Below are 16,755 nucleotides of genomic sequence, written 5' to 3' on the forward strand. Positions count from 1 at the left end.
TCGTCGTTGTGTGCCGGTCCGTCGTGGCTCCGGGCGCCCGCCCGTTGCGTCTGTTCCGCCGCCGGGTCGGGCACTTCGCCGTGTGTCGGGCGTTCCGCCGGGTCCGCACGCCGTCCCGCCGTGGCACAGGCGGTGCTCCTGGGCCGTGCCCGGGCCTGGCGGTATGGCGTGGGCAGGCCTCCCGGGGAGACGATCGTTGCCTCTCGAACATCAGCCCACTCCGGGATAGCCTCCGCCCATGGCGAATGGGCAGTGGTATCCCCCCGAGTGGCCCGAGAGAATCCGCGCGCTCGCGGAGGGCACGCTCACACCGGTCGCCCCCAGGCGGGCGGCCACCGTCATGCTGCTCAAGGACACCGACTCCACCCCCGTCGTACACATGCTGCGCAGACGCGCCTCCATGGCCTTCGCCGGAGGCGCGTACGCGTATCCGGGCGGCGGAGTCGACCCCAGGGACGACGACCGGCAGATCCGCTGGGCGGGCCCCACGCGCGCGTGGTGGGCGTCCCGGCTCGGCGTCGACGAGACAGCCGCCCAGGCGATCGTCTGCGCTGCGGTGCGCGAGACGTACGAGGAGGCGGGCGTCCTGCTCGCCGGACCCACCGCGGACACCGTGGTGGGCGACACCACGGGCGAGGAGTGGGAGGCGGACCGTGCGGCCCTGGTCGCACGTGACCTCTCCTTCGCGGAGTTCCTGGAGCGCCGGGGGCTCGTCCTGCGCTCCGACCTCCTCGGCGCCTGGACCCGCTGGATCACCCCGGAGTTCGAGCCCCGCCGCTACGACACCTGGTTCTTCGTGGCCGCGCTCCCGGAGGGTCAGCGCACCCGCAACGCCTCCACGGAGGCCGACCGCACCGTCTGGATCCGCCCCGCGGACGCGAGGGACGGCTACGACAAGGGCGACCTTCTGATGATGCCGCCCACCATCGCGACCCTGCGCCAGCTCGGCGCGTACGCCACCGCCGCCGAGGCCCTCGCCGCGGCACCGGGGCGCGACATGACGCCCGTCCTGGCCCAGGCCCGCCTGGAGGGCGGCGAGCTGGTCCTCAGCTGGCCCGGCCACGACGAGTTCACCAAGCACATCCCGACCGGTGGAGCCTCCGCATGACCGACGCCGCCGCCCTTCCCGGCCAGCCACGGGGCGGGGTGCTCTCGGGCCCCGCCACCGCGCGTGCCGTCAACGTCCTCGCGCCCAACGCCTCCGCGATGACCCTGGACGGCACGAACACCTGGATCGTGGCCGAGCCGGACTCCGAGCTGGCGGTGGTGATCGATCCGGGGCCCCTGGACGACGTACACCTGCGGAACGTCGTCGACATCGCCGAGAAGGCCGGAAAGCGGGTCGCGCTGACCCTGCTGACGCACGGGCACCCGGACCACGCGGAGGGCGCCGGACGGTTCGCGGAACTGACCGGGACGAAGGTGCGGGCGCTCGACCCGGCGCTGCGGCTCGGTGACGAGGGCCTGGCGGCCGGGAACGTCGTCACCACGGGCGGCCTGGAGCTGCGCGTCGTGTCCACCCCCGGCCACACCGCCGACTCGCTCTGCTTCCACCTGCCCGCCGACCGGGCCGTCCTGACCGGCGACACGATCCTGGGCCGGGGCACCACGGTCGTCGCGCACCCCGACGGGCGCCTGGGCGACTACCTGGACTCCCTGCGGCGCCTCAGGTCCCTGACGGTCGACGACGGTGTGCACATGGTCCTGCCGGGCCACGGGCCCGTCCTGGAGGACGCCCAGGGCGCCGTCGAGTTCTACCTCGCCCACCGCGCCCACCGCCTCGCCCAGGTCGAGACGGCGGTCGAGAACGGCTACACGACCCCGTCCCAGGTCGTCGCCCACGTGTACGCCGACGTCGACCGCTCCCTGTGGCCGGCGGCGGAGCTGTCGGTGCTGGCTCAGCTGGACTATCTCCGGGAGCACGGGCTCATCGGGGAGACCTGAGGACCCGGAAACAGCCCTCCTCGGGGGCACGGTTCGGGGCACGGTCGAAAACGCCCTCCCTAGGGTCGTGGTTTCTTGATGCCGTGCACGCGCGCGTACTCCTCGGCGAGCCAGGGCCCGAGATCGTCGACGTACGACCGCAGGACGACGGCATCGCCCTTCGGCTCGTACCCGAGGACGGCCGCCTCCCGCAGTTGCGCGGCCCGCTCCGGGTAGTACGTGCCGAACACCTCGGCCATCTCCGTCAGATCGCTCGTGTGAGGTCGGACCGGGGCGCCCTGCCGACGTTGCCGTCGGTGGGTTTCCCCGGCCCGCCTCCCGAACCGGACGTGCCCGATCTCCAGGCATCCGGCTCTCCACAAGCCCTCTCAGGCGGCCGCTGTCATCGTGGTCCCGCTGGGCCAGGGCGAGGGGATCTTGTTCCCGCGATACAGGTAACGGTTTGTGCGCACTTTCGCGCACCTGAACAAGACGACCTCGTCGTCGGCTGGCCACCATTGGCCTGCACAGTAACGATGGCGCAGGTTCTTCCAGTTGGACCGGCGGTGTTTGCGCCGCAGCCATCCGAAGACCTGGCGCCAGGTGAAGGCCGACAGGTACTGGAAGGTCGCGGACGACACCCCGTGCCGGAAGTACGCCGTCCAGCCCCGCAGCACCGGGTTGAGCTGGTGCAGCACGACTGCCAGCGGCAGGTTCGTGTCCTGTCGGCACAGCGTCTTGACCTTCTCCTTGACGGCCTGGAGGGCCTTCTTGGAGGGGTAGAGGTAGACGTAGTGCTTCTGGGTCCCGCGTTTGCGGTGACGCTGGAGGCGCCACCCGAGGAAGTCCAGCCCCTCGTCGATATGGGTGATGGCCGTCTTCTCCACCGACAGACGCAGTCCCATCGGGACGAGTGCTTCCGCCGCCTGGGTGCGTATGTCCTCAGCCTGCTCACGGGTCCCGGTCACGGCGATCAGAAAATCGTCTGCATACCGGAAGAGCCGGTAGTTGGCGAGGTTCTGGCGACGTCGCCGGGCCCGCTGGCCCTGCGTGAAGTTCGGCCCGCCCGGACAGGCCGCGATGAACTCATCGAGGACCGACAGGGCGATGTTGGCCAGCAGCGGCGAGAGGATCCCGCCTTGCGGAGTGCCGGTATCGGTGTCCTTGGACTGGCCGCCCTCGCTGAGGATGCCCGCCTTCAGGAATGCCTTCACCAGGTCAAGAACGCGTCGGTCCCCGACTCGGCGGCGCACCCGGCTCATCAGAGCCGTGTGGTCGATCGAGTCGAAACACGCCTCAATATCCCCCTCCACCATCCACTCATAAGAGCTCTTGGCGAAGTGGTGTGCCTCGGCGAGCGCGTCATGAGCCCGGCGTTTGGGGCGGAACCCGTAGGAACACGGGAGGAAATCCGCCTCAAAGATCGGCTCCAACACCAGCTTCAGGGACGCCTGGACCACCCGGTCCCGCACGGTGGGGATCCCCAGCCGACGGCGCTTGGCCGTCCCCGGCTTGGGAATCATCCGTTCCCGCACGGGAAGCGGGCGGAAACTACGGTCTTTCAGGTCGGACCGCACCTCGTCGAGGAATGCCTCGACGCCTTGCCCGTCCTCTACGGAGCGAGCGGTCTGCCCGTCCACTCCGGCCGAGCGGGCGCCCCTGTTTCTCCTCACCCGATCCCACGCGATCAGTAGAAACGCGGGATCGGCAACGAGATTGAACAGGTCATCGAACCGGCGATCACGATCGTCGGTCGCCCAACAGTGCAGCTTGGTCTGCATCTCCAGTACCCGGCGCTCGGCCTTGAGCAGCGCGAACTCCAGCGCGTCGGTATTCACCAGCGGCCTCCCGGCATTGCAGCATCCTCCCTGCCGACTTGCTGGCCCCCTTCGCCATGCACGGAGCTTTCCTCCGCTCGGACTACTACGGGGCCTCCGCCCCACCTGCGGCCCTCAGCCGGCAACGGGCCTGCCCTCCGCCGCCGGACCGGCAGTCCGGAGGAACAGGGCGACCGCAGGCGGTTCCCACGTTCACCATGTGCCGATCGGCCAGGTCGGCGTCCCGCTACTACCCCGGCAGCATCACCACGCCTACGCCGCAGACCTTCAGCGTGGCCTCCCCACCGGCAGTTGGAGACCGGCTTCGGAGTTGACCACCCCTGTCGAAGCGAGCGATCACGCACTGCACCCCGGGCCCATATCCGCCAGATTTGAGCCCGGTGCAAGACTTACGGGGCTTTACACGGGTTCCTCTTCGTACGCCTTCTGGCCTTGCTTGCCGAACCCGACACGTCTGGCAGTACCGCGCCGTCCCGGCGTTGTCAGGGCTGCTTTCCATCTTCACCGGCGTTCCCCGGCTCGGACTGCCCTCAGCTTCTACCCGGCCGCTGCGACGGCCCGGCGGTAGAGGTCTTGCACCTCCACTCGGTCACATGGCGCCTCGTGGCGCACCCAGCAGTTCCAGCGGGGCATGACGAGGGTGAAGCCGGTGCGGACGAGATGACGTGACATGAAGCGCACGAGGGGCCTCAGGGCCTCCTCCGCGCCGTCCGCCTCGGCGATCCGCTCACGCCACCGCGGGAGGAACAACGCGAGGTCGCCGTTCGTCTCCCGGGCGAGGAGCGCGTCGGGCCGGTAGCGCGGCAGATACTCGGCGAGGTCCTCGCCCAGCAGCGGCGTACAGAGGCAGGCCACGAACCAGCCGAGGTCGTGCCTCTCCAGGTCGCTCAGCACCTGCTCCCGGCCGACCAGCAGCGTCCCCGCCCCGTCGATCTGCGGGAACTCCTTGTCGAGCGCCTCGTCGAGCGAGCGGGCGTCCGTACGGTCCGCCTCCGTGGGCTCCTCGCGCAGGGCGAGCAGCAGGTCGAGGTCGGAACGGCCCACGCGCGCGGTGCCGCGCGGGATCGACCCGTACAGGTACGCGCTGTGCAGCCGTGCCCCGAAGACGTCCAGCACCCGGTCGCGGGCCGTGGCCACGACGGGCCGGAACGCGCTCGGGATCAGGCCCGGAGATCCCTCGCGTTCGATGTATCCCCGGGCGTCGAGCCCCTTGTTCGGCATGGGAACACTCTGCACGGGCCGGGCCGCGGGTTCATGTCATTTCCAACGGAACACGCGCAGACGGTGGACGGGGCGCTCCGCCGTGCAGACCACGGCGAGGCAGTCCCCGGCCGCGGCGAGGCGGGCCCGGTGGCTGTGGCCGGGCAGGGCACGTTCGGCCACGACCCGGCCGTCCGCGGGATCGAGGACGGTCGCACGGTCGCTGTAGCCGTTCAGCACCACGAGGTGACTCCGGTGGGCCAGCGGGGAGAGGGTGGCACCGTACGTGCTGCTCCAGGTCCAGCGGAGGGCGCCCGAGGTGACGGAGAACGCGTTGAGCGTGCTTCCGGTGGCCTCCTCGCCGTCGGGGTCGGCGGGCCGACGCACTCGACGGCGAGCAGGTCGCCGACCATGGCCACGTCATCTCCGAACTCCTTGGCCCAGCGAGGCAGTTCGATCTCCTGCTCCGCTTCCTCGCCCACCACGACGAGCCGCCGGGGAGCGCCCTCGCCGGGTCCCACGGTGGACACGACGACAGGGTGGGCGCGCACGACGGAGACATTCCCCCACCGCTCGGGGACCGGTCGCTCCCACAAGAGGGCGCCGGTGTGCGCGTCGAACGTCCGGAGCACCGGCGGCGCGTCCCCGTGACGGGGACGGACGGTCGCGACGCGGCCGCCGCCGAGTGCCACCTCGCGCGCGTGCCCGCCGACGCCGCCGACGGATCCGAGCACGTCGGCGCGCTGCTCGCGCGACCAGAGGACCCTGCCCGAGCCGACGTCGAGCCCTGTGAGGCGGACGTGCTCCGCGCCGCCGTCCCCGTCGGCGTGATGCAGTACGACGCCCACGCCGTCCGGTGCGTCCGCGGAAGCGTGGGCCAGTACCTCGTCGTCGGGCGGCTGCCACGTCCACAGGGGGTCACCGGTCGTCAGGCCGTACGCCTCCACCCGGTCGGAGCGGGCCATGGCGAGGGTAACGGCGACCGCCCAGGTGCTCAGAGGTGCGCCGGGGCTTCCCTTCTCCCGCGGGTACTTCCACAGCCTCGGCGCCGACGCGGGCCCCCGGCGCCACCAAGGGCCCTTCGGCGGCCCCTTCGCGCCGCCCCAGACCGACTCCGGTGCTCTGTCCTCGTACGTCCCCGCGTTTTCGTGCATCCCCACCCCTCGGGCCGGCGTCCGGCGACAGCAGGACAAGATCAAGACAAGAAGCAAGACAACAAGAAGGGCCCCACCTTGCGGCAGGGCCCTTCTTAAAGAAGACGTGACGTAACGGCTAGCGCGAGCGCTTCGCGAGGCGCTCCACGTCCAGCAGGATCACCGCGCGGGCCTCCAGGCGGAGCCAGCCGCGGCCCGCGAAATCGGCGAGCGCCTTGTTGACCGTCTCCCGGGAGGCGCCGACGAGCTGGGCCAGCTCCTCCTGGGTCAGGTCGTGCACGACGTGGATGCCCTCCTCGGACTGCACGCCGAAGCGGCGCGAGAGGTCCAGGAGCGCGCGGGCCACCCGGCCCGGCACGTCGGAGAAGACCAGGTCGGACATCTGGTCGTTGGTCTTGCGCAGACGCCGGGCGACGGCGCGCAGCAGGGCGGCGGCCACCTCGGGCCGTGCGTTCAGCCAGGGCTGGAGGTCGCCGTGGCCGAGGCCGAGCAGCTTGACCTCGGTCAGCGCGCTGGCGGTCGCCGTGCGCGGGCCCGGGTCGAACAGCGACAGCTCACCGATGAGCTCGCCGGGGCCGAGGACCGCCAGCATGTTCTCGCGGCCGTCGGGTGATGTGCGGTGGAGCTTCACCTTGCCCTCGGTGACCACGTACAGGCGGTCTCCGGGGTCGCCCTCGTGAAAGAGCGCGTCTCCGCGCGCGAGGGTCACCTCACTCATGGAGGCGCGGAGCTCCGCGGCCTGCTCGTCATCGAGCGCCGCGAAGAGCGGGGCGCGCCGCAGAACGTCGTCCACGAGTTCTCTCCTTGTCGACCTGCTCAGGGGATCTTGCTCCCCCGTGTGCCGGGGACCGTGTTCCCCATTTTGCCGGACGGTCCAAACAGTGTGATCAGTCACAAGTCTGCCGTACAGGTGTGTCCCGCAGTGCGGCAGGGGGCCAATTGGGGGCCGATCTCCGAGGGCCGGGGCGGATGTCACTGGTGGGCTTTAGGCTGGCCGGGTGTCCAAATCGCCGGTGAGAGCACAGGCCAAGGGGGCTGGACGGGTGGTTGTACGTCGCGATTCCGCTGTGGGCGAACAGGACCCCGACGGAGCGAACAAAACGACAAATGCGGCAGGGTCCGGACGGGCCAGGAGGTCGGCCGGGGCCGCGGGGAAGGCCGCGGGGGCCGCCGCCTCGGAGATGGCCGCGACCGCGAAGAAGGCCGCCGCCGTCAAGAGAGCCGCGTCCGCGAGGAAGGCTGCCGCCCCGGGCAGGAAGGTGGCTGCCGCGAGCAGGAAGGTGGCCGTCTCGAAGAAGGTTGCCGCGAGCAAGACGGCTGCTGCCGCGACCAAGAAGGCTGCTGCCGCGACCAAGAAGGCCGCTGCCGCGACCAAGAAGGTGGCGGCCCCGAGTGGGGAGGCCGCCGCCATTGGCAAGAAGGCTGCCGCTCCGAGCGGGAGGGCCGCCGCCCCGAGCAGGAAGGTGGCTGCCGCGAGCAAGAAGGTGGTCGCTCCGAAGAAGGCTGCCGCTCCGAAGAGGGCCGCCAAGAAGAGCGCACCGGCGGAGGCCGTCGCCGGGAAGGCGGCCTCGGCGTCGAGCGCGCCGGCGAAGTCGACCGCCAAGAAGACCTCGGCATCGAGCGCGCCTGCGAAGGCGACCGCCAGGAAGCCCAGGCCCACGCCTGCCAAAAAGTCCGCCCCCGTGAAGAAGGCCGCACCCGCCGCAGTGACCCCCGCCAAAGCCACTCCCGCCAAAGCCGCCCCTGTCAAAGCGGCGCCGGCCAAGGCCACCTCCGCCAAAACCACCCCCACCAAAGTCGCCCCCGCCAAGCCTCCCCGGAACGAGTCGCACACGGCCCTCGTCCGGCGGGCGCGCCGTATCAACCGTGAGCTCGGCGAGGTGTACCCGTACGCACACCCGGAGCTGGACTTCGAGAACCCCTTCCAGCTCGTGGTCGCCACGGTCCTGTCGGCGCAGACGACGGACCTGAGGGTGAACCAGACGACGCCGGCCCTCTTCGGGAAGTACCCCACGCCCGAGGACCTGGCCGCGGCGAACCCGGAGGAGGTCGAGGAGATCCTCCGGCCGACCGGGTTCTTCCGGGCCAAGACCAAGTCGGTGATGGGGCTCTCCAAGGCCCTGCGGGACGACTTCGGGGGCGAGGTCCCCGGCCGCCTCGAAGACCTCGTCAAACTGCCCGGTGTGGGCCGCAAGACCGCCTTCGTCGTCCTGGGCAACGCCTTCGGCCGCCCCGGCATCACCGTGGACACCCACTTCCAGCGACTCGTACGACGCTGGCAGTGGACCGACGCGACGGAGCCCGACAAGATCGAGGCGATCATCGGCGGGCTCTTCCCGAAGAGCGAGTGGACGATGCTCTCGCACCACGTGATCTTCCACGGCCGCCGTATCTGCCACGCCCGCAAGCCCGCCTGCGGTGCCTGCCCGATCGCCCCGCTCTGCCCGGCGTACGGAGAGGGCGAGACGGACCCGGAGAAGGCCCAGAAGCTCCTGAAGTACGAGAAGGGCGGCTTCCCGGGCCAGCGCCTCAACCCTCCGCAGTCCTACCTCGACGCGGGCGGCATTCCGGCACCCCCGCTGGGAGCGACCATCCCCGGCGCCTCCGCGCCCGGCGCCTCCGCGCCCGGCGCCTCCGCCCCCGGCGCGCCCGCACCCGCCTCCGCCGCCCCCGCGCCCGGTTCACCCGCGCGGGAGGCCGGATGACGGAACGATCTGTGGACCCGCGGGCGTTGAGAGCAGCAGAACGGGGGTGGCGATGACGCGCGCGAGTCGCACGCACGACATTCAGGACGGCGATCTGGTCCTGACCAAGGACGGCCTGCCGGGCTGGCTGGACCCGGTGGTGCATGCCGTGGAGACGGTGGAGCCGCTCCAGCTGAGCCGCTTCCTGCCCCCGGAGGACGGCGGCGGGCGCCAGTCGGCCGTACTGATCCTGTTCGGCGAGGGAGAGCTGGGCCCCGAGCTGCTGCTCATGGAGCGGGCGAGTTCGCTCAGGTCGCATGCGGGGCAGCCGTCGTTCCCCGGTGGCGCCCTCGACCCCGAGGACGGCGACCCGAAGGCCGACGGGCCGTTGCGGGCCGCCCTCCGCGAGGCCGAGGAGGAGACCGGGCTCGACCCCCGCGGCGTTCAGCTCTTCGGCGTGCTCCCGAAGCTCTACATCCCGGTGAGCGGCTTCGTGGTCACCCCGGTGCTGGGCTGGTGGCGCGAGCCGACACCGGTCGGCGTGGTCGATCCGGCTGAGACGGCCCGCGTCTTCACGGTCCCCGTGGCGGATCTCACGGACCCCGGCAACCGCGCGACGGCCGTGCACCCGCGCGGCCACGCAGGTCCGGCATTCCTGGTCGAATCCGCCCTGGTCTGGGGCTTCACGGCCGGAATCATCGACCGCCTCCTGCACTACGCGGGCTGGGAACGACCTTGGGACCGCGACAAGCAGGTCCCGCTCGACTGGCGCGCATGACAGGGTGGCACCCGTGCTGTGTCTCTCCGGGGGCCGCGACATGAGCGGCTGCGCCGGGTGTCCCCGGACCCCCGGCCGAGGCACGGCCACCGCAAAGTGATGAGGCGAGGCTTGAAGCAGTGAACGTGCTGGACATCCTGTTGCTGGTCGCCGCCGTGTGGTTCGCGATCGTGGGCTATCGCCAGGGGTTCGTCGTAGGCATCCTGTCGGTGATCGGATTCCTGGGCGGCGGTCTCGTCGCGGTCTACCTCCTGCCGGTCATCTGGGGCGCGGTGACGGACGACGCGGAGGTCGGCACGACCGCAGCCGTCGTCGCCGTGGTCGTCGTGATCGTCTGCGCCTCGGTCGGCCAGGCCCTCACCACCCATCTCGGCAACAAACTCCGCCGGTACATCACCTGGTCCCCGGCCCGCGCCCTGGACGCCACGGGCGGCGCCCTCGTCAACGTCGTGGCGATGCTCCTCGTCGCCTGGCTGATCGGCTCGGCCCTGGCCGGTACGACACTGCCGACGCTCGGCAAGGAGGTCCGCAACTCCAAGGTGATGCTCGGCGTGGACCGTGCGCTGCCCAACCAGGCCGACACCTGGTTCGCCGACTTCTCCTCGGTCCTCGCGCAGAACGGCTTCCCGCAGGTCTTCAGCCCGTTCTCGAACGAGCCGATCAACGAGGTGGATCCGCCCGACCCGGCCCTCGCGAGCAGCCCGGTCGCCGCCCGCGCCCAGCGCTCCATCGTCAAGGTCACCGGCACCGCCCAGAGCTGCGGCAAGGTCCTCGAAGGCACCGGCTTCGTCTTCGGCCCGCGCCGCGTGATGACCAACGCCCATGTGGTGGGCGGCGTGAACGAGCCGTACGTCCAGATAGGCGGCGAGGGCAAGCGGTACGCCGCGAAGGTCGTGCTCTACGACTGGGAGCGCGACATCGCCGTACTCGACGTACCCGATCTGAACGCGCCCGCCCTGAAGTTCAGCACCAAGGAAGCGACCAGGGGGGACGACGCGATCGTCGCGGGCTTCCCGGAGAACGGCTCGTACACGGTCAACCCGGCACGCGTGCGCGGACCCATCACGGCCAACGGCCCGGACATCTACCACCGCGGCACCGTGCAGCGGAAGGTCTACTCCGTGTTCGCGACCGTGCGCCAGGGCAACTCCGGCGGCCCGCTGCTCACCGCGACCGGCGAGGTGTACGGCGTGGTGTTCGCGAAGTCCCTCGACAACGCCGACACGGGATACGCGCTGACCGTGGAAGAGGTCCAGGAGGACATCACCAAGGGTCGTACCGCCAACCAACAGGTGGGCAGCGACAGCTGCGCGCTGTAGTCCGGGGGCGCGGAGGGGCTCGGCCGACGGGAGTCACACGGGCGAAGGTCCGAGGCTTCCGGCCGCGCGCGTCCTCAGTCGCGCGGGTGACGCAGGCGCGCCGAGACCCAGCGGGCACGGCGCTTCAGAATGTGCGGGATTCCCAGCCGAGGATCCGTGCCCTGCAGCTGCGGGGCTCCCCTCTGGTGGGAGCTCAGGCCACTGGCCGAGCGGCGGTTTCGTGCTGCGTCACTGTAGTCGTGCGTCCAGCCCATACCCCGACGTCTGCCCCTGCCCCAAGGTCGATAACCGCCCCCACGCCCCCCAATCGGCCTATGCGTCGGGCAATTGGCCGTTCGTAGAACAGGCGTTCCCGGGACGGGTGTGGCGGATGGTGCCAGTGCCTCGCCGAACGGCCCCCGACCTGCGGCGCGATGCCTCAGCGGTCCGGCTCGGGGTCCTTCAGCCAGTTCACCAATTCGGTCGAGAAAGCCACCGGATCCTCCTCGTGGGGAAAGTGTCCGAGCCCGTCGAACAGCCGCCAGCGGTACGGCGCTTCGACGTACTCCCCGGACCCCGCGGCACTCCGCGTGCGCATCACCGGATCGAGCGAGCCGTGCAGATGCAGCGTCGGCACCCGCACCGGCCGCTTCATACGACGGTTGAACTGAATACCGTCAGGACGGGCCATCGAGCGGACCATCCACCGGTACGGCTCCAGCGAGCAGTGCGCCGTCGACGGGATCAGCATCGCCCGTCGGTACGCGTACACGGCCTCGTCGTCCGGCAGCCGCGGCCCGGACCAGTCCCGGACGAGCTCGCCGACCAGGGCCCCCTCGTCGGCGAGCAGTTGGCGCTCGGGGATCCAGGGCCGCTGGAAGCCCCAGATGTACGAGCCGGCCGCGGTCTGCTTCATGTCCGAGAGCATCGCGGAGCGCCAGCGCCGGGGATGCGGCATCGAGGAGACCACGAGCCGGCGGACCAGCTTGGGGCGCATCACGGCCGCGGTCCACGCCAGATAGCCGCCGAGGTCGTGCCCGACCAGCGCGGCGTCGGGCTCGCCGAGGGACCGTACGACGCCGGTGATGTCGAGGGCGAGGTTCGCGGGGTCGTAGCCGCGCGGGGTGCGGTCGCTGCCGCCGATGCCCCGCAGGTCCATCGCGACCGCGCGGAAGCCCGCGTCGGAGAGCGCCACCAGCTGATGCCGCCAGGTCCACCAGAACTGCGGGAAGCCGTGCAGCAGCAGGACGAGCGGTCCGTCGCCCATCTCGGCGATGTGGAAGCGCGCGCCGTTGGCGGCGACGTCCCGGTGGGTCACCTGTTTTCCGCCGGGCACGTCGAGCCGTACGACCGAGGTGGGTTGTGCCGAGGATGAGGCGGGGTCCGTCATGAGGACGAGCGTGCCACAGCCTTGACGGTGTCACCGACCGGGTCGGCCGCGGTCACCTCACGGGGGTGCGGCTTCACGTTCTGCAGTACGGCCGCCGATTCCTTGACCGAGGCGGCCGTCTTCTGCGGGCCCTGGCCCTTCTTGGCCTTCTTCGCGAAGATCACGCCGATCAGCGCGAGGACGCCCGCGACCACCACGTTCGCGGCGAACGACAGCAGGAAGCAGACGGCCAGGTTCCAGTCGCTCCAGGTGCGGATGCCGTACGCCAGGGCGAAGCTCAGCATGGGCAGGGAGAAGATCAGTACCGCACCGGCCGCCGCGAACGCGCCGCCACCGACCGCTCCGCGCTTGACGTCCCGCTTGAGCTGCGCCTTCGCCAGTGCGATCTCGTCGTGCACCAGCGCGGACATCTCGGTCGTCGCCGAGGCGAACAGTTGGCCGATGCTGCGTTCGGCGCCGACCGGGCTGCCGTCGGGTGCGCTCATCGCGTTCTCCCTGTTGTCTTGTCGCCGTTGTCTTGCGTCGTCTGTCGTCGTGGAGCTGTGCACGTTTTGGGTACGTGTGGACCGTACGTGCCGGTCCGGGCGTATCGGAACGTGCGTAACGGACCGTGCGTGTCAGATCATGCCGGACCGTCGTTCTCCTCGCTTGCCCCGCCCGTCACTTCGGCAAGCCTTCGGTGCTCGGCGGCCTTGCGCTCGTGGATCTCGGCCATCCGCAGGTGGTAGGCCGGGTCGTCCTGCTCGTAGACGTCGGGGATGCCGGAGAGGTCCTCGTCGCGCTCCTCGTCCTCCCACAGCCTGCGGTACTTGGCGTTGCGTATCTTCAGCAGGACACCCGACAGGACGGCCGCGATCAGGGAGCCCAGCAGGACGGCGGCCTTGACCTCGTCGGTGAGCGCCTTGTCGCCCGCGAAGGCGAGTTCCCCGATGAGCAGCGAGACGGTGAAGCCGATACCGGCGAGCGAGGACACCGCGAAGACGTCGGGCCAGGCCAGGTCGTCGGAGAGCGAGGCCCTGGTGAACCGGGCCGTCAGCCAGGTGCCGCCGAAGATGCCGACCGTCTTGCCGACGACCAGACCGAGCACGACACCGAGGGTCTCCGGCCGGGTGAACACATCGCCGAGCGCGCCGCCGGACACCGCGACCCCGGCGCTGAACAGCGCGAACAGCGGCACGGCGAGCCCCGCCGACAGGGGGCGTACGAGATGCTCGATGCGCTCGCCGGGTGAACGTTGCTCGCCTTCGTCCTTGCGGGTGGTGCAGCGCAGCATCAGCCCCATCGCGACACCGGCGACCGTGGCGTGGACGCCGCTGTTGTACATCAGCCCCCAGATCACCAGGGCGAGCGGCACGTACACGTACCAGCCGTGTACGCCCCTGCGCAGCAGCAGCCAGAAGACGGCGAGGCCGACGGCGGCGCCGCCGAGCGCCGCGAAGTTCAGGTTCTCGGTGAAGAACACCGCGATGATCAGGATCGCGAAGAGGTCGTCGACGACGGCGAGCGTGAGCAGGAAGGCGCGCAGGGCGCCCGGCAGCGACGTACCGATGACGGCGAGGACGGCGAGCGCGAAGGCGATGTCGGTCGCGGTCGGTACGGCCCAGCCGGCGAGCGAGCCGCCGCCGGTGACGCCGACCAGTGTGTAGACGAGCGCGGGCACGGCCATGCCGCACAGCGCGGCGACGACCGGGAGCGCGGCGGCCCGCGGGTCCTTGAGGTCACCGGCGACCAGCTCGCGCTTGAGCTCGATGCCGGCGACGAAGAAGAAGACGGCGAGGAGGCCGTCGGCGGCCCAGTGCTCGATGGAGAGGTCCAGGCCGAGCGAGGCGGGTCCCACGTGGAAGTCCCTGACCGACTCGTAGCTCTCCCGGATCGGGGTGTTCGCCCAGATCAGCGCGGCGATCGCGGCGGCGAGCAGGAGGACACCGCCGACCGTCTCGGTGCGCAGCGCGTCCGCGACGAAGGTCCGCTCGGGCAGGGAGAGCCGTCCGAGGACCTTGTGGTTCTTGGGGGGAGCGGGCGCGGGCACGAGAACGACCTCCGGTCGGTAGGCATCACTGAGCACTTGCCGACCAGACTTCCCGGCGCACCTTTTGAGATCTCTGGGATCTCGGGGTTCTCTTTGTCGCGTTTCTCTTGTCGCGTTGTTTACGTGTTTCTCAGCCTACCCAAGATGCGGCCGGCCCCATCCGGTGATCTTCAGGCTAGACGCGAGAGGGGCACCCGGCGCGTCCGGCGCCGGGTGCCCCTTCACGAGTCGTACGTCTTACGGGTCGTACGTCAGTCCTCGCTGGGCGCCGCCGGGAGCTTCGACTGGATGAGGTCCATCACCGTGGAGTCGGTGAGCGTGGTGACGTCACCGAGCTGACGGTTCTCCGCGACGTCGCGCAGCAGCCGGCGCATGATCTTGCCCGAACGGGTCTTGGGCAGCTCGGCCACCGGCAGGATCCGCTTCGGCTTGGCGATCGGGCCGAGCGCCTTCGAGACGTGGTCGCGCAGGTCGCCCACGAGGCTCTCGGTCTCCGATGCCGTACCGCGCAGGATCACGAAGGCCACGATCGCCTGGCCGGTCGTCTCGTCGGCCGCGCCCACGACCGCCGCCTCGGCGACCGACGGGTGCGAGACGAGCGCCGACTCGACCTCGGTGGTCGAGATGTTGTGCCCGGACACGAGCATCACGTCGTCCACCCGGCCGAGCAGCCAGATGTCGCCGTCGTCGTCCTTCTTGGCGCCGTCGCCCGCGAAGTACTTGCCCTCGAAGCGCGACCAGTACGTGTCGAGGAACCGCTGGTCGTCGCCCCAGATGGTGCGCAGCATCGACGGCCACGGCTCGGTGAGCACGAGGTAACCGCCGCCGCCGTCCGGCACTTCCCGCGCCTCGTCGTCGACGACGGTCGCGGCGATGCCGGGCAGCGCCCGCTGCGCCGACCCGGGCTTGGTCTCGGTGACACCCGGCAGTGGCGAGATCATCATCGCGCCGGTCTCGGTCTGCCACCAGGTGTCCACGATCGGCGTGCGGTCGCCGCCGATGTGCTTGCGGTACCAGATCCACGCCTCGGGGTTGATCGGCTCACCGACGGACCCCAGGACCCGCAGGCTGCTGAGATCGAACTTCGCGGGGATGTCGTCGCCCCACTTCATGAACGTACGAATGGCCGTCGGAGCCGTGTAGAGGATCGTCACGCCGTACTTCTGCACGATCTCCCAGAAGCGCCCCTGGTGCGGGGTGTCGGGCGTGCCTTCGTACATCACCTGCGTCGCGCCGTTCGCCAGCGGCCCGTACGTGATGTACGAGTGGCCGGTGACCCAGCCGATGTCCGCCGTGCACCAGTAGACGTCGGTCTCCGGCTTGAGGTCGAAGACGGCGTGGTGGGTGTACGCGGCCTGGGTGAGGTAGCCGCCGGAGGTGTGCAGGATGCCCTTCGGCTTACCCGTCGTCCCCGAGGTGTAGAGGATGAACAGCGGGTGCTCGGCGTCGAACGCCTCGGGAGTGTGCTCGGCGGACTGCTTCGCCGTGATCTCGTGCCACCAGACGTCACGGCCCTCGGTCCACTCGACGTCCTGGCCCGTACGCCGCACGACGAGGACCTTGTCCACGCCGTCGACCCGGGAGACCGCCTCGTCGACGGCCGGCTTGAGCGCGGAGGGCTTGCCGCGGCGGTAGCCGCCGTCCGAGGTGATGACCAGCTTGGCGTCGGCGTCCTGGATACGGGTCGCGATGGCGTCGGCCGAGAAGCCGCCGAAGACCACGGAGTGCGCGGCGCCGATGCGGGCGCAGGCCAGCATCGAGACGACGGCCTCGGGAATCATCGGCAGGTAGATGGCGACCCGGTCGCCCTTCTCGACCCCGAGCTCGGTGAGGGCGTTCGCCGCCCGGGAGACCTCGTCCTTCAGCTCGGCGTACGTGATGGCGCGGCCGTCCCCCGGCTCGCCCTCGAAGTGGATGGCGACCCGGTCGCCGTTCCCCGCCTCGACGTGGCGGTCCACGCAGTTGTACGCGACGTTGAGCCTGCCGTCCTTGAACCACTTGGCGAACGGCGGGTTCGACCAGTCGAGGGTCTCGGTCGGCTCGGTGGCCCAGGTCAGCCGGCGGGCCTGCTCGGCCCAGAAGCCGAGCCTGTCAGCCTTGGCCTGCTCATACGCCTCCGCGGTGACGTTGGCGTTCGCGGCCAGGTCGGCGGGCGGCGCGAACCTGCGCTCTTCGCGCAACAGGTTGGCCAGGCTTTCGTTGCTCACGACATCTCCCTTTCCCAGGGTGTCCGTTGTGTCCCAGACCACAGCTCATCAGACGGGGACCCCTGGTGACAAGGGCCGTCCGGGAATTGGTTTAGACCTGTGGGCAGGATCATGTGTGCGTGCGGCCTCCCGCGGACACGGGGGGCCACACGTTCTCACGGACGGGGGAGGGGCGCGGTTCAGGCTCGCGGGCGGGGCGGGCCCCTGGCAGGGCGCCGGGCGAGCCCCTGGGAGAGGGCTCGCGGGGCTCCTGG

Annotated in this window: 15 protein-coding genes and 1 pseudogene; 5 read left to right on the forward strand and 11 right to left on the reverse strand. The window is 70.5% G+C overall.

The window, feature by feature from the left end; genetic code table 11:
• Positions 1 to 238 precede the first annotated feature (238 nt).
• A complete protein-coding gene (locus QF035_RS28945) occupies positions 239 to 1,108 on the forward strand; it encodes an NUDIX hydrolase (protein ID WP_307523475.1) in 870 nt (289 codons plus the stop codon).
• Positions 1,105 to 1,944, forward strand: coding sequence for an MBL fold metallo-hydrolase (locus QF035_RS28950; protein WP_307523476.1), 840 nt, complete (start codon positions 1,105 to 1,107; stop codon positions 1,942 to 1,944). Before QF035_RS28945 ends, QF035_RS28950 begins: the two co-directional genes overlap by 4 nt.
• Before the next feature lie 59 nt (positions 1,945 to 2,003).
• Here the strand turns inward: QF035_RS28950 and QF035_RS28955 are convergent.
• The 6 genes and pseudogenes from QF035_RS28955 to QF035_RS28980 all read right to left on the reverse strand — a co-directional run.
• A pseudogene (locus tag QF035_RS28955) lies at positions 2,004 to 2,201 on the reverse strand (nucleotidyltransferase); the annotation flags it as partial.
• Between the two features lie 111 nt (positions 2,202 to 2,312).
• Positions 2,313 to 3,761, reverse strand: a complete 1,449-nt coding sequence (gene ltrA, locus QF035_RS28960) for a group II intron reverse transcriptase/maturase (protein WP_307522103.1) — start codon at positions 3,759 to 3,761, stop codon at positions 2,313 to 2,315.
• 537 nt (positions 3,762 to 4,298) lie between these two features.
• Complete coding sequence (locus QF035_RS28965; RefSeq protein ID WP_307523477.1) at positions 4,299 to 4,982, reverse strand: nucleotidyltransferase domain-containing protein; 684 nt, start codon at positions 4,980 to 4,982, stop codon at positions 4,299 to 4,301.
• A 36-nt stretch (positions 4,983 to 5,018) separates the two neighbouring features.
• Complete coding sequence (locus QF035_RS28970; RefSeq protein ID WP_307523478.1) at positions 5,019 to 5,204, reverse strand: hypothetical protein; 186 nt, start codon at positions 5,202 to 5,204, stop codon at positions 5,019 to 5,021.
• Complete coding sequence (locus QF035_RS28975; RefSeq protein WP_307523479.1) at positions 5,195 to 6,115, reverse strand: hypothetical protein; 921 nt, start codon at positions 6,113 to 6,115, stop codon at positions 5,195 to 5,197. The genes QF035_RS28970 and QF035_RS28975 overlap by 10 nt, the downstream gene beginning before the upstream one ends.
• Before the next feature lie 118 nt (positions 6,116 to 6,233).
• Entirely contained in the window at positions 6,234 to 6,908 is a 675-nt protein-coding gene (locus tag QF035_RS28980) for a Crp/Fnr family transcriptional regulator (RefSeq protein ID WP_016642758.1), read from the reverse strand.
• A gap of 670 nt (positions 6,909 to 7,578) precedes the next feature.
• On the opposite strand from QF035_RS28980, the gene nth reads away from it, so the two are divergent.
• From nth to QF035_RS28995, 3 genes are all read left to right on the forward strand, one after another.
• Positions 7,579 to 8,820: an endonuclease III gene (nth, locus tag QF035_RS28985; protein WP_373466986.1), complete on the forward strand. Its 1,242-nt coding sequence runs from the start codon at positions 7,579 to 7,581 to the stop codon at positions 8,818 to 8,820.
• Positions 8,821 to 8,872: 52 nt separating this feature from the next.
• Positions 8,873 to 9,577 carry an NUDIX hydrolase gene (locus QF035_RS28990; protein ID WP_307523480.1) on the forward strand — a complete coding sequence of 235 codons (705 nt, stop codon included), beginning with the start codon at positions 8,873 to 8,875 and terminating at the stop codon, positions 9,575 to 9,577.
• A gap of 119 nt (positions 9,578 to 9,696) precedes the next feature.
• The gene (locus tag QF035_RS28995) at positions 9,697 to 10,896 is read left to right on the forward strand and encodes a MarP family serine protease (protein ID WP_307523481.1); all 1,200 of its coding nucleotides are present in this window, start codon (positions 9,697 to 9,699) and stop codon (positions 10,894 to 10,896) included.
• Between the two features lie 74 nt (positions 10,897 to 10,970).
• Here QF035_RS28995 and QF035_RS29000 read toward each other — a convergent pair whose 3' ends face one another.
• The 5 genes from QF035_RS29000 to acs all read right to left on the reverse strand — a co-directional run bounded on the left by QF035_RS29000 (position 10,971) and on the right by acs (position 16,543).
• Positions 10,971 to 11,150 (reverse strand): hypothetical protein, encoded by a 180-nt coding sequence (locus QF035_RS29000; protein ID WP_079053496.1) that lies wholly within the window; start codon positions 11,148 to 11,150, stop codon positions 10,971 to 10,973.
• A gap of 164 nt (positions 11,151 to 11,314) precedes the next feature.
• Positions 11,315 to 12,265 (reverse strand): alpha/beta fold hydrolase, encoded by a 951-nt coding sequence (locus QF035_RS29005; RefSeq protein WP_307523482.1) that lies wholly within the window; start codon positions 12,263 to 12,265, stop codon positions 11,315 to 11,317.
• On the reverse strand, positions 12,262 to 12,750 hold the full coding sequence (locus QF035_RS29010) for a phage holin family protein (RefSeq protein WP_307523483.1): 489 nt from the start codon (positions 12,748 to 12,750) through the stop codon (positions 12,262 to 12,264). Before QF035_RS29010 ends, QF035_RS29005 begins: the two co-directional genes overlap by 4 nt.
• 137 nt (positions 12,751 to 12,887) lie before the next feature.
• On the reverse strand, positions 12,888 to 14,294 hold the full coding sequence (nhaA, locus tag QF035_RS29015) for a Na+/H+ antiporter NhaA (protein ID WP_307531493.1): 1,407 nt from the start codon (positions 14,292 to 14,294) through the stop codon (positions 12,888 to 12,890).
• Between the two features lie 251 nt (positions 14,295 to 14,545).
• Positions 14,546 to 16,543: an acetate--CoA ligase gene (gene acs, locus QF035_RS29020; protein ID WP_307523484.1), complete on the reverse strand. Its 1,998-nt coding sequence runs from the start codon at positions 16,541 to 16,543 to the stop codon at positions 14,546 to 14,548.
• Between the last annotated feature and the right edge of the window lie 212 nt (positions 16,544 to 16,755).

The organism is Streptomyces umbrinus, assembly GCF_030817415.1.
Classification (GTDB): domain Bacteria; phylum Actinomycetota; class Actinomycetes; order Streptomycetales; family Streptomycetaceae; genus Streptomyces; species Streptomyces umbrinus_A.

What these genes read in the sequence shown, in the direction of transcription:
- QF035_RS28945 (WP_307523475.1), top strand. Translation starts at nt 239, where the DNA reads ATGGCGAATGGGCAGTGGTATCCCCCCGAGTGGCCCGAGAGAATCCGC.
- QF035_RS28950 (WP_307523476.1), top strand. Translation starts at nt 1,105, where the DNA reads ATGACCGACGCCGCCGCCCTTCCCGGCCAGCCACGGGGCGGGGTGCTC.
- QF035_RS28965 (WP_307523477.1), bottom strand. Translation starts at nt 4,982, where the DNA reads ATGCCGAACAAGGGGCTCGACGCCCGGGGATACATCGAACGCGAGGGA.
- QF035_RS28975 (WP_307523479.1), bottom strand. Translation starts at nt 6,115, where the DNA reads ATGCACGAAAACGCGGGGACGTACGAGGACAGAGCACCGGAGTCGGTC.
- QF035_RS28990 (WP_307523480.1), top strand. Translation starts at nt 8,873, where the DNA reads ATGACGCGCGCGAGTCGCACGCACGACATTCAGGACGGCGATCTGGTC.
- QF035_RS29000 (WP_079053496.1), bottom strand. Translation starts at nt 11,150, where the DNA reads ATGGGCTGGACGCACGACTACAGTGACGCAGCACGAAACCGCCGCTCG.
- QF035_RS29005 (WP_307523482.1), bottom strand. Translation starts at nt 12,265, where the DNA reads ATGACGGACCCCGCCTCATCCTCGGCACAACCCACCTCGGTCGTACGG.
- QF035_RS29010 (WP_307523483.1), bottom strand. Translation starts at nt 12,750, where the DNA reads ATGAGCGCACCCGACGGCAGCCCGGTCGGCGCCGAACGCAGCATCGGC.